The organism is Acinetobacter sp. ANC5681 (genome assembly GCF_023488045.1).
Classification (GTDB): domain Bacteria; phylum Pseudomonadota; class Gammaproteobacteria; order Pseudomonadales; family Moraxellaceae; genus Acinetobacter.
In genome coordinates this window covers 1-12,427 of record NZ_JAMFKZ010000012.1, presented here as the reverse complement: position 1 = coordinate 12,427, position 12,427 = coordinate 1, and the positions used below count along the sequence as shown (strand labels likewise).

10 protein-coding genes and 2 tRNA genes are annotated in these 12,427 nt (G+C 36.7%); 4 read left to right on the top strand and 8 right to left on the bottom strand.

Translation table 11 applies throughout. From position 1 onward, the window contains the following. Positions 1 to 26 precede the first annotated feature (26 nt). Positions 27 to 1,034 (top strand): AraC family transcriptional regulator, encoded by a 1,008-nt coding sequence (locus tag M5121_RS08675; RefSeq protein WP_249570938.1) that lies wholly within the window; start codon positions 27 to 29, stop codon positions 1,032 to 1,034. Positions 1,035 to 1,073: 39 nt separating this feature from the next. Here the strand turns inward: M5121_RS08675 and M5121_RS08670 are convergent, their stop codons facing one another. From M5121_RS08670 to M5121_RS08660, 3 genes are all read right to left on the bottom strand, one after another. Continuing rightward, positions 1,074 to 1,316: a hypothetical protein gene (locus M5121_RS08670; RefSeq protein ID WP_087543638.1), complete on the bottom strand. Its 243-nt coding sequence runs from the start codon at positions 1,314 to 1,316 to the stop codon at positions 1,074 to 1,076. Between the two features lie 73 nt (positions 1,317 to 1,389). Further along, positions 1,390 to 2,463: a DNA/RNA non-specific endonuclease gene (locus M5121_RS08665; protein WP_034602596.1), complete on the bottom strand. Its 1,074-nt coding sequence runs from the start codon at positions 2,461 to 2,463 to the stop codon at positions 1,390 to 1,392. 155 nt (positions 2,464 to 2,618) lie between these two features. Further along, a complete protein-coding gene (locus M5121_RS08660) occupies positions 2,619 to 4,496 on the bottom strand; it encodes a potassium transporter Kup (protein ID WP_005219379.1) in 1,878 nt (625 codons plus the stop codon). 122 nt (positions 4,497 to 4,618) lie between these two features. Between M5121_RS08660 and M5121_RS08655 the strand changes: the two genes are divergently transcribed. Both M5121_RS08655 and M5121_RS08650 read left to right on the top strand, forming a co-directional pair. Then, positions 4,619 to 4,709, top strand: a tRNA-Ser gene (locus M5121_RS08655). A gap of 345 nt (positions 4,710 to 5,054) precedes the next feature. Next, positions 5,055 to 5,130: transfer RNA gene (locus tag M5121_RS08650), tRNA-Thr, on the top strand. 48 nt (positions 5,131 to 5,178) lie between these two features. On the opposite strand, the gene M5121_RS08645 is transcribed toward M5121_RS08650, so the two are convergent. From M5121_RS08645 to M5121_RS08635, 3 genes are all read right to left on the bottom strand, one after another. After that, positions 5,179 to 6,006: an SAM-dependent methyltransferase gene (locus tag M5121_RS08645; protein WP_087537024.1), complete on the bottom strand. Its 828-nt coding sequence runs from the start codon at positions 6,004 to 6,006 to the stop codon at positions 5,179 to 5,181. A gap of 2 nt (positions 6,007 to 6,008) precedes the next feature. Then, positions 6,009 to 7,307, bottom strand: coding sequence for an FAD-dependent oxidoreductase (locus M5121_RS08640; RefSeq protein ID WP_005156769.1), 1,299 nt, complete (start codon positions 7,305 to 7,307; stop codon positions 6,009 to 6,011). 436 nt (positions 7,308 to 7,743) lie between these two features. Then, positions 7,744 to 8,604 (bottom strand): pirin family protein, encoded by an 861-nt coding sequence (locus M5121_RS08635; protein ID WP_249570937.1) that lies wholly within the window; start codon positions 8,602 to 8,604, stop codon positions 7,744 to 7,746. A gap of 561 nt (positions 8,605 to 9,165) precedes the next feature. On the opposite strand from M5121_RS08635, the gene M5121_RS08630 reads away from it, so the two are divergent. Beyond that, positions 9,166 to 9,717, top strand: a complete 552-nt coding sequence (locus M5121_RS08630) for a recombinase family protein (protein ID WP_107908897.1) — start codon at positions 9,166 to 9,168, stop codon at positions 9,715 to 9,717. 8 nt (positions 9,718 to 9,725) lie between these two features. Here M5121_RS08630 and M5121_RS08625 read toward each other — a convergent pair whose 3' ends face one another. Together M5121_RS08625 and M5121_RS08620 are read right to left on the bottom strand one after the other, a co-directional pair. Beyond that, complete coding sequence (locus M5121_RS08625; RefSeq protein ID WP_107908896.1) at positions 9,726 to 10,925, bottom strand: reverse transcriptase domain-containing protein; 1,200 nt, start codon at positions 10,923 to 10,925, stop codon at positions 9,726 to 9,728. 713 nt (positions 10,926 to 11,638) lie between these two features. Further along, positions 11,639 to 12,349: a type ISP restriction/modification enzyme gene (locus tag M5121_RS08620; RefSeq protein WP_349628958.1), complete on the bottom strand. Its 711-nt coding sequence runs from the start codon at positions 12,347 to 12,349 to the stop codon at positions 11,639 to 11,641. Positions 12,350 to 12,427 lie beyond the last annotated feature (78 nt).

Sequence of the window (12,427 nt, the reverse complement as noted above, 5' to 3'; positions counted from 1 at the left end):
ACACGACAGAATAAGGAGTAGACAGGATGTCCCAACTCAAGAACTATACAGGCTCTGTTTATGGCGGATTAGGGCATTTATTAAAGGCTTATTGCGAAACAAAAAATATTGAAATTCCTGAGCAATTACAACAAGTCCAAAATCTTGAACGTTTTGATTACGTCGTTTGGCGTGACTTACTTGAAGATCTTAATCGTTTAAATCCCAAGACAGGTTTAGGCTTAGAAATTGCAGAGCACGTACAACCTAAACATTTAGGAATTATTGCTTATCTCGCACTGTCATGTGAAAACTTGGGCGAAGCATTGGCGCGTTATCATGATTTTCATCGCTTAATTTATGATGGTAGCCCTCTCGTCGTTGAATTTAACCCACCCTACGCATCAATCCGCTGGGAAGCTCCAGAACCCAACCCAACCCAATTAACAGATGAAATTGCAATTGCGTTGATGGTGCAATTCCTTAAGTTATTTATGTCAGGTGAAGATCTCAATGTACACGAAGTGCATTTTGTGAATACCGCACCGAAAAACATTATGGTTTATGAGCAGTATTTCCGTTGTAAAGTCCGTTTTGATCAGCCTAAAACTCAGCTACTCCTACCTGTTACCGAAGCCTTTAAGCCACTTCGAACAGGCGATCACACTTTACAGCAATTGTTGCTACAACAAGCTCAAGCTTTATTGGATAAGCTTCCCAATTCCACTCAACTCGATCAACGTCTGCAACATGCAATTTTGACTGGATTACAAAAAAATCAATATCAAATCGATTTTATTGCAGAAAAATTAGGATTATCGGTAAGACAATTGCAACGCCACTTACAACAGCAAAACACCACCTTTCAAGAACGTGTGCAACAAGTACGTTTTATGCTCGCAACGGAATATTTAAAAGATCCGCATTTGAGCCTACAAGAAATTGCCTTACTACTTTGCTATTCGGAACAAAGTGCTTTTCAGCGGGCATTTAAGCTTTGGACTGGTTTAACTCCACAACAGTGGCGCAAGAACAATACCATTTATAGTTCTTAATCAAATTGATAAGGAAACGATGGCTTCTTAAAGCATGTTTTATAGAAATGGATTTTCAATTTCTTGTTCTGGCTTACGCTCAATCTGTTCAGGCAAGCTCTGTGCTTCTAACACCATGACCACTTCGTTGATAAAACTCTGTAAAGCTTTCGCTGCCTTTAAACCTGCTTGATCTTTTGTGATTTGCAAATTGCCATATAGACTTACACAGTCCACTTGATTTTCCAAAGTCAGATCATAAATTGCCGAAGACTGATCGCCTTGTTCAAAAGGTTTAAACATCTTTTCCTCTCATTGTTCTTTTCTGTTTTAGGCTATTTGAGTTAAGCATAACCACATTAGGATGCCTGCGAAATTAGCGCAACAATTGTAAGAAATACTGAACCAATGCATCAATCAATTGCTTGATTAAAGCTTGTTTGGTTTCCTCATCAATCTGCGGCAAATTAGTCTCATCAGTTTGTGTCTTCCCAGAAGAGAATTGCTGCTGTTGTGCTTGAATACTTGCCGTGGTTGCTTCTTCAGCACATTGACTTTGTCTATCCCAACTCACATAGCTAATTTCTTTATTGGCTTTAACTTGTTGTGCCGATGTAGGCAATTGATAAACATTACGCTTTTGTTGTTCTGTGAGTTGTGGAAATAAATTAATTCCTAACTTTTCTTCTAAATAGCAGATGCTCACCACTTTAACCTGTAATGAATCATTATTCGGTGCATAGTACGCCCCAATAATCCCCTGTTTAGGTAAATACACGGCTTTGTATACCGCTGTAGGAACTATTACGCCATTCCCTATGGTTTTTAAACGCTTATCTTCAAAGATCGGTCCAGTCACAACATAAGCATCTTTATGCTGTTTAGTCACAATAGAACGCACTGCTTCTTCGAGTTTACGCCAAACTTCCTGATTATTCTTCGGTGATTGTGGCACCATATTGGCTAAAGAAAAACTGTCATGTTGTGCCGCAGTGTTATTCATATCACCATTCGGTGCCATATGTCCACGATCGTACCCAGAACCACGGTAGTCCGCTAACAATGCACGATGAGCGAGAGGCACTCGTGTTTCTTCGTGAAAACTATCTTCGCGCTTGATTTTAATACTTAAACGATCTGGGGTAAGGTATTCCGCTGACCACAATGGTGTTTTTGAAATACCTGAATACATCACATTAAAATCATTAAAACACAAAGCATAACTATCTTTTTTTAGACTTTCTTTTGTAAGTAAAGGAGGAACATCTCGATAAAATTGTTCTAAGCAAGCACCATGACTCGATGGCAAAGGAATTAATTTAGAAATTTTTTCATTACCAAATGCAATCGCGAAACTGCCTGTTGCGATCAAAGCAAGAACAATTTTTCCAAAATTTTGGCTCAAAAAAGCAAATTGTGTTTTACTCTTTTTGGTTGTTTTCTTCGCCATAACTAAATCAAAATCAATATGAATGCGAAGCTTAGCAATTCCATATTCAACTGTATATTGAGATAAAGCAAAGAACGACACTTTATGTCGCAAAACTGTTCACTTGATCACCAGATAATAGAAAAGGCACTCTAAAGTGCCTTTTTTTATGTTACCTAGATTTCAATTTGACTGCCTAACTCCACAACACGGTTGGTTGGAATTTGATAGAAGTCACTCACAGGGCTAGTATTACGTTGCATTGAGATAAATAAGCGTTCGCGCCACGGAGACATACCATCTCCCACACTATGAACAATACGATCACGTGAAATAAAGAAGCTAATTTGCATCAAATCGTATTCAAAGCCTAATTCTTCGTAAGCTTGAATCAAGGCTTTTGGCACATTAGGTTCATCTTTAAAACCGTAGAAAATTTTGATGCGATAGAAATGTTCATTCAACGTTTCAACACTAATTCGCTCCTCTTGAGGAACAAATGGAACATCTTCAATCACAACCGTGACTAAAATATTACGCTCATGTAGTACTTTATTGTGCTTAATATTATGCAGCATCGCATGCGGAACAACATTAGGCGTTCCGGTTAAAAAGACTGCATCGCCAGGTACCCGATGAACATTGTCCCCAATACTTTTCACAAATAAATCGAGTGATAGGGTGTCATGTTCAAGCTTAGCAAAAGTAAGCTCACGCCCACGTTTCCACGTCATCAGGATCATAACCGCGACTGCACCGATCAATAACGGTACCCAACCACCTGAGAACATTTTTAATGATGCTGCTGCAACCAGTACGGATTCCAAAATAAAGAATGGAATAATCAACAGCATCACTTTTGGTAAGCTCCATTTCCATGCATAGTATATGAATACAGCAACCAAAATTGTGTCACATAACATGGTTAAGGTCACAGCCAAGCCATAAGCACTTGCAAGGTTTGAGCTGGTTTTAAAAATTAAAATTAAGATGACAATCGCGATCAGCAATAACCAATTCAGAAATGGCACATAAATTTGTCCTTCTTCAGAATCAGAAGTATGTTTAATGCCTAAACGTGGTAAATAACCCAATTGGATTGCTTGACGAGCTAAAGAGAAAACCCCAGAAATAACGGCCTGTGATGCAATCACAGCTGCCATCGTTGCCAAGATAATCATTGGGTACAAAGCCCAACTTGGGACTAGTAAATAGAATGGATTTTCAATCGCCGCAGGATTGCGAAGTAACAGCGCACCTTGTCCAGCATAATTTAATACAAGGCAAGGCAAAACGACACTAAACCAACCGAAACGAATTGGACGCGGTCCAAAATGCCCCATATCTGCATATAAGGCTTCACCACCTGTGACCGTCAGAACAACAGCACCCATAATAAAAAATGCTTGTACAGGATGAGTGAAAATAAACTGAATTGCCCAATGAGGACTAACCATACCGAGTACGATTGGTGTTTGCACGACGCTAATGACACCCAAGATCCCCAATGACAAAAACCAGAGTAGCGTAATTGGCCCAAAAAATTTACCAACAAACGCGGTTCCGTGTTTTTGCATTAAAAATAATGTCGTTACAATCACGATTGCAATTGGCACAATAAACGGATCAAGTACATTGGTTGCAATTGATAGACCTTCAACAGCGGAAAGTACTGAGATTGCAGGCGTAATAATACCGTCACCAAAAAATAGCGATGCCCCAACAAAACCAATCGCAATTAAATAAATCTTCTTACTATCGGATATTTTTGCTTTGCGTAGATTCAAAGCAAGTAAAGCCATGATTCCACCTTCACCATTGTTATCCGCACGCATAACAATCGCGATGTATTTAATACTGATAATCAGCATTAAACACCAAAAAATAATCGACAAGATTCCTAATACATTTTCAGGTTGAATTCCTAAGCCATGTGCAGCATGGAAGGATTCTTTCAAAGCGTACAGAGGACTGGTTCCAATGTCTCCAAACACCACCCCTAATGCTGCCAATGCAGTGGCAGGTAAGGCTGCTTTTTTTGCAGTACTTTGCATATATTGTCTTCAATATAGAACGTTATATTCCTTAATATTATCATTAGCCAAGAAGTTTTTCTGCAAATCTGTTCGACTACAACTTGGCAGTCTGCTTTTTTTTAGTTACTATCGCACACCTTGGTGAGGTGTCCGAGTGGCTTAAGGAGCACGCCTGGAAAGTGTGTATACGTTTGCGCGTATCGAGGGTTCGAATCCCTCTCTCAACCGCCAAGATTATTTCAGACGACATCCGACGATGTCTGAAAAGCTTAAACCTAAAGGGTTTAGGCTTTTTTTCTTGCCTTATGTTTTCCAATTGACCCTATTGAATCCTGATATAGTTGGGGGTATAACTGGGGGCATAATAAATTACCCCTATTTTATTACCCCCAAATTTCAATGGAATTAGCTTCAAATCTTAGGTTGAAAGCTATTTAAAACCATTGATTGATTGGAATTTACTGCGGTCAATTTGGGGAAAATTGATAAAAAAATCAACAATCAAATTAAATTTATCTGTTTGCTCATTTTTTCGCTTGTTTTTTTAAATAGATTCTGTAGAATTCTCGCCACGTTGCCGGCATAGCTCAGTTGGTAGAGCAACTGACTTGTAATCAGTAGGTCCACAGTTCGAATCCGTGTGCCGGCACCATCAAATTCAAAAAAGGCTTAATTTTAAAGATTAAGCCTTTTTTATTGCCTAATTTTTAACTGCGCTGACCTGAATATAATGCACTAAACCATCTTGATAGAGTTTTCTACATAACTTTGCTGTCATATCAATTTTCAATTGTGCCAAGTCAAAATGTTTCCTTTGTTTTCTCTTATTTTCAATATAGACAGCAAAACCATTTAAAACAGGTTCGGAAAAATCCTGAATTTCAATCTGGGTAAATCCTTTTTGTATAAGCTTTTGTGTTAATTGTTGTTCACCCATTAAATTTTGCCAATTTACATCAGCGCTTTTGAGCAAATAACGGTATTGTTGTTTTTTTAAATTTGAACACTCTCGCCAAGCATCTGACCACATCAAATAATGAAATGCAATTCGACCTTTTGAATTCAAAACCAAAGATGTTGAATTGAGAAATGAATTCAAATCACTGTGATAAGCTGCATCTATACACAGCACTACATCAAATAAATTTAAAAGTTGCAGTGCGTTTAAATTCAAAAATGATCCACAATGAATTTGAACTTGGGCTAATTGTTTTTGAATTCGTTTGGCATATTCTGGCTGTAGCTCAACCGCACTGAGTTGTTGAATCTGATAATACCTAAGCCAATGTAAAAGACTTGCTCCCTGTCCACAGCCCAGATCTAAAACATGATCAGATTGTTTGAGTTGAATAGAAGCAGCGATTTGATCCGCTAGGCTTTGGCAAGCCTGTGGGTAATCATCATATTGGTTCTGCCAATAACCTAAATTACTCCAAGCAAGTAGAGAATCATCTCCGAGACGTTTTGCATCTATCGCATATTTATGTCCGAAAACTTTCTCAATCCATCCTTGCTTGGAGTAAGCCATATTTAATAACCCAGTTCTGGCGCAACTGAAACTTTCGGTTTAAGCCCAACGAAAGGCAATGGCGCACCTAAAATTTCAGAAATATGCATCGCCGAGGTCACCGCAGATTCTAAAATTGGTAATCCATCACATGACCACGAACCACAATAAAATACTTTACGATTGAGGTCTAAATGACGTTTTTGAATTTGTTTATTCAACGCAACCGTCTCTGAATCAACAACAGCACGGGTGAGCTGTACCTTAGAAATAATTTTCTTAGGGTCAATATCAATTACAGGGCACCAAGTTTGGAATACGGCATTTTTGCCGACTAGGCTTGGTTCGATTGAATTAATCCACACAGTGAATTGCTGGCGGCTAAAATTCCGATCCATCATATAACTTAATACTGCCCAATCTTTACGGCGTTGTGGCATCACGATTGGATCAGTGTGAATAACCAAATCACCTTGTTCAAAACGGAACTTTTTCAGTAATGCAATATCATCTGCAAATTGTGGTTGCTTGAGAAAATTTTCAATGGCTGGTGTTGGTGTTGCAATAACAACTCGATCGAACAATTGGCTTGCACCTTGTCCATTTTCTACCAAAATCTTATCGCCTTGTTCTTCTACTTTTTCAACAGGTGAGCCACTATGGATAGCAATTCCATCAATCAGTCGATTCACGAGTGCAGGTGTTCCCCCTTTCATTCGCAATAAAGCTTCACCTTCTGTGAGTTGGCGAATAAACTCTAATAGGGGCTTGGCTGGCCACTCACCAATCGTTTTTGGATGGCATGTGCAAATGGTATAAAGCACTGGCATTACCGTACCATGCCAGAACACTTCCTCAATATGGTATTGATTCATGAACTCAGCTAGGGTGATGTCTTGATTATCTGATTTGAAAAATTGATGTACAGCTGTTTTGAGTTGTAGCATCCCTTTTACCAGACGCCAGCCATATTGCTGTATCCCTTTACGGTTATTAATAATTGGGAAATTTCCAATTCGGCTACGTGAAGTTGTTAGCCAAGTATCTGTTTTATCTTCAAATAACCAACTACAAGCCATAAATGTACGCACAGGGAACGTTTCTATTCCCAAATAGCTGGCTAAACTTAAAGTATTTTTCCAAAGTTTTGGGTTCATCACACGTAATGGTGCATCAATTAAGCCCCCATCAAAGTCTATACTGTGACTGTCCATGCCGCGCCCAGCAAGTGCTTCGAATATCGTTACGTTATGTCCTGCATCATGTAGGATTCTGGCTGAGGCAAGTCCTGCCATACCACTGCCGATAATTGCAATATCCAAAATTATGTCCCATCAGTTGATGATTTTTCTTGATTATGACTGATAGTTAACCTAAATACGGTATTAAAAAATACCATATTCTGCATTTAAGCTAGACTTTTGTCTTAATGTGTCCATTCACTTATTGTTACATTTTAACACACTTCTTATTTTAAGCTTAAATCAATGATAATATTAACTATATTATTTTATACATTAAATAAATATACATAACATTCTTTATTTTTCCATTTTTACCCTGTTAGGGACTTTGCAAAGCTGAAATTTAGCGCTATTGTGATTAAACAATAATCAGAATCGAGTCACGTAACAAACTGGATAATAATAAGTGACCTAATATTAAAACAATCAATAGAGAGCCTTATAGCGAAAGCCCATAACTTTAAAGGAGTTATGGGCTTTCTTATATGTGTCTGTATATAAGGAAAATTAAGCTTTACATGCTGCCAAATTTACCACGATTGAAATCATTGATCGCATCTTTAATCTCAGCTTTGCTATTCATAACAAATGGCCCATAACCTTCAATCGGTTCATTCAAAGGTTGACCTGTTAAAATCAAGAATTTACTGTCTTGCTCAGCCTTGATCGTAAAATCAATTTCTTCACGGCTCAGTACAACCAAGCTTAGTGCTGCAATGTCTTGAGCATCATTTAAAATCACCTCACCAGAAAGTAGCACCAACAATGTGGTATGTCCTTCGGTCACATAAAACGTGTGTGCTTGACCCGCCACAATTTTACCATCCCAAACATTGACTGGACTGAATGTTGTAGCTGCACCAATTGTCTCTTGATATTGCCCAGCAATCACACGCAATTCACTCCCTACATCATCCAAGTGAATGCTTTGGATATCTGTTGCTTCAATGGCTTGATATTTTGCAGGCGTCATTTTCGAATGAGCTGGCAAATTTACCCATAGTTGTACCATTTCAAACAAACCACCTTGATAAGCAAATTCAGGGGAATGAAATTCTTGATGTAGAACACCACCTCCAGCTGTCATCCATTGCACATCACCAGCTTTAATTGTACCACCGCCACCACTTGAATCCTTATGTGTCACTTCACCTTGATAGGCAATCGTTACGGTCTCAAAACCGCGGTGCGGATGGGTACCCACTCCTTGTTGAGCAGTGGTTGGTTCAAAACGGTACGGCGCTGCATAATCTAAAAGTAAAAATGGGCTAATCGCTTGTCCCAAACGATCATAAGAAAACAAATTGTACACAGGGAAACCATCACCAACCCAGTGCATATTTTTATTTTGATAGATACCAAGAACTTTCTTCATTTAGTTTCTCCTATTCAGGTAGAAATTCTTTTCTTGAGACTCATTTTACGCCTTGATGATCAACGCTTATAGATATGGATTAACAACAAATTATTCCACAAACAGGACAATCTTAAATTTTATAGATAATTTAATACTAAATTAGGGTCTGTTGACATTTGCTGTATAAAAAATAGCGAGTAAGTAAAATTCAATATTTTTTAAAAATAAAAAAAGTAAGAACCTAATCTAAATCAGGTTCTTACTTTATATTAAATACAATATTTAGTTATTGTATAGTCTCAGAACGGATATATATACTAAAAACAAATATATTCTTATATTACAATCGATTATATTGAAACGTAAAGCATTTTGTCAATTTTTTTATTGTAAATTTAACAAAACTACTTACTGCACAATACGACTAATATGTCACAAAGACACCTCCATAAAATTAGTGTTAATTAAATGGTCGTTTTCTTTACATTTAAAACATGATCCTAGAATTACATTTCTTATTCAAAATAACGTAAAGAAATTGCGATAATAAATCTATGTAAAGTTTAGGTACGTTTTATTATGATTATTGGATATGCTCGGGTCAGTACACATGACCAAAATCTAGATTCACAATTAGATGCACTCCAAAAGGCAGACTGTGAACAAATTTTTCAGGAAAAGATAACTGGAAAATCTAAGGATCGTCCTGAATTGTTAAGTTGCTTGAAAGCCCTAAGAAAAGGTGATGTTCTGATTGTGTGGAAACTTGATCGCCTTGCCCGTTCATTAAAAGATTTAGTCGAGATTATTACTGACTTAAATCAGCGTGAGATAGGCTTTAAATCGCTTACAGAGGCAATTGATACCACCTCTGCTACTGGCAGGCTAGTGTTCCATATTTTTGGAGCATTAGCTGAATTTGAGCATAGTTTAATTCGTGAACGTACCATAGCAGGTTTAGATGCAGCGAGAGCAAGAGGACGTAAAGGTGGACGCAAACCATCCATGTCTGAAAAAGATATTAAAAAGGCCCAAGCTATGTTACGAGATCCTCAAATTACTAAAACAGAGGTAGCAAAACATTTTGGAGTAAGCCGAGTCACGCTGAATAACTCACTGAATAAATCTTAGAATTGTTCTTAGTTGCTATCTAACAAGAATTTCATATATTGGGGATGTATTTTCTTAATATCTATTCCTAACCCTTGGAATAGTAAACTAATTGCATCTTCCTTTTCTTTTTGCAGTCTATTATTAAAATCTTTTAAATTTTTGGAATCAGCATCACTATAACAATGCTGATAGCCTGAAACTATTTGCTCCATCCTAGTTATAGTTTTACTAAAGTTTAGCTTCATTTTAATATTACTATTGATATTCGTTAGATGACTTAGATTATCTCTAACATTTTCAATAACATGAGGTGGAATATACCAATCATATTTTGAATTCTCATATCGTAAGTCTAATCCTAAAAAATTTACTGTTTCATTTTCAGAAATAATCTGTGTTTTTGACTTTTCATCAATTTCAGGAAGTGTTAAACCTAAGTTACTCAATTCTTGGAAAACTAATTCAAATACCTCTTTACACTGCTGTTCGGAATCAAGAAAAAATATCAGATCATCCGCATAACGGACATGTTTATATTTTTGCTTAATAAGCCAATTATCAAAATCATTTAAGTAAAATGATGCCAGTAAAGGTGATAGAGGCATCCCTTGTCTGACACCTTTCCCAATCTTAGACTCAATTAGCTTTTTATGCGTCTTTGCATATTCATGAGGAATACTTGGATCGCAGCAAATTATGGATTCAAACAAATAGAGTATGTCAGTTGGTATATTTTCTCGTATTTCCTTTAGCAAAGTTGCCCGAACTAAATTATCAAAAAACGATGCAATATCTGTTTTTAAAACAAAGGGCTTTGTATTTCTTAAATCTTTTGCCTTTTGTCTTGCTCGAAATATACCTACACCTGAAACAGAAAAATCGTTAGATTTAAGTACAGCTAACTCATGTTTTAAGTTCTGGGCAATGTAATCAATTAAAATCATCTGCACTAGACGATCTCTAACGGTTGGTATGCAAATTAAACGTGGCTTTTTACTAGGATTCTTTTTATTCTCTATAATTACAGGATACAGTTTTTGAAATCTATAGCTTTGAGTTTCAATTAATTTTATTAAAGACTCTAATTGAACATTTAAATTATTCTCAAATTCTTTAATTGAAACATAGTTGGTATGATATTTTTTATCATAATTTTTAATATTTTTTTGTTTGAAAATTTTAAATTTTTCATCAAAATTTTCTTTAACAAAGTCTTTAAAAAACATAATTTTATATCTCTTTCTTCTCCATTGCGTCCTTGTAAAGCTATCTCGCAACGGTTAAAAAGGGACACATCCATTCAAATGGTAATAGCTCTTCTCATCGGTGATAAGACTAGCCAGTCCATCCTCATGGTTCTGTTCTGATGCACATTTCTGTGTTGTCGAGCGAACCAATGGTTTACAACAGTGTGAGCAATTTATTGCCATCTTTTTTCTTGAAATGCTGCTATCAGTATAACATAAAACAACATCGAGAATCAACACGAAAAACTCCACAATTATCAACATAACCACCTGATTTTCCTGATAATTTTTTGACAAAAATATCAAAACCAACTGAAATAACCACTTGACAATATAGAGAATATCGGTTCTCCAAACCGCCCGTAGCCCCACGCCCACCATCTTGAAAAAGCCAAGTACCCCCCAAGTAATGATAGCAAGGGGACTGTTACATCCATTCAAATGGTAATAGCTCTTCTCATCGGTGATAAGACTAGCCAGTCCATCCTCATGGTTCTGTTCTGATGCACATTTCTGTGTTGTCGAGCGAACCAATGGTTTACAACAGTGTGAGCAATAGTAGGGTTTTAACCGACCATTTAGATATTTGAAATATATAAGAGTATTTTTATATCAGCAACATACAATAAACAAGGAACTGTAATAAATAGTAAAAAAAGCCATTTAAATAAATCTAAATGGCTTTATACATTTTAAATATCCAACTTTGGTAAACTTCTCACAATCTTCATTGTTTCCAAACTTACCGTTATCACACGTAAAAACAAATTCAATGGATATTTAGCATCACCCATCGTTTCAATTGCCCAATCGTTTGCATCATTCTCGATACCACTTTCTTTGTGTGTAGAAACACCTTGACGATCCATAACCCATTCAAGTGCTGACTTTCCATTTACAATATAATCATAAGCTTCTAGAGGTATTTCACGAATAGTAATAGAGCTATTGTAAATTACAGTATCTTTAATTTTTTCTTTCCCTTTTTTAGCAAATGTCATATTAGTTACATAGAAGTCCTTATCTTCTAATTGTTTTACTGATTTACTACCTAAATCCAATTTTGCTTTGTATGGTTCTACAGTTTCGTAGGTTAAATGCCAATGTGCTAAATCACGACCCGCTTTTGAGAACGTCCAAAAATCTTCAGCTTTTTTCACACATGGGATACGTGGCAGTTCTTTGGTAAGGTTGTCAGCATAACGACTACGATAATCTTCACTGTGCAATAAGCCGTACACATAGTAGAAAATATCTTCCTTGCTAATCGTTTCAGTCCGGTAGGCATCTTGAAAATACTTTAAACCCGCATCACTAATGGCATCTTTACGAATATATTTATCATTTACAGTTTGAGAATCAGTTTGACTAAATAAATCATCAGCATTATTTTCTGTTGTGATGTGTGCTGAATTAGCAGGAGACTTTCACTTGGGAGATTCTAGGCAGCTAACCGATAAAAGTCTTCTGCCATTTGATTT

Bases quoted from the DNA above. Each gene is read 5' to 3' on its own strand.
- M5121_RS08675 (WP_249570938.1), top strand. From the start codon at position 27: ATGTCCCAACTCAAGAACTATACAGGCTCTGTTTATGGCGGATTAGGG.
- M5121_RS08670 (WP_087543638.1), bottom strand. From the start codon at position 1,316: ATGTTTAAACCTTTTGAACAAGGCGATCAGTCTTCGGCAATTTATGAT.
- M5121_RS08665 (WP_034602596.1), bottom strand. From the start codon at position 2,463: ATGGCGAAGAAAACAACCAAAAAGAGTAAAACACAATTTGCTTTTTTG.
- M5121_RS08660 (WP_005219379.1), bottom strand. From the start codon at position 4,496: ATGCAAAGTACTGCAAAAAAAGCAGCCTTACCTGCCACTGCATTGGCA.
- M5121_RS08645 (WP_087537024.1), bottom strand. From the start codon at position 6,006: ATGGCTTACTCCAAGCAAGGATGGATTGAGAAAGTTTTCGGACATAAA.
- M5121_RS08635 (WP_249570937.1), bottom strand. From the start codon at position 8,604: ATGAAGAAAGTTCTTGGTATCTATCAAAATAAAAATATGCACTGGGTT.
- M5121_RS08630 (WP_107908897.1), top strand. From the start codon at position 9,166: ATGATTATTGGATATGCTCGGGTCAGTACACATGACCAAAATCTAGAT.
- M5121_RS08625 (WP_107908896.1), bottom strand. From the start codon at position 10,925: ATGTTTTTTAAAGACTTTGTTAAAGAAAATTTTGATGAAAAATTTAAA.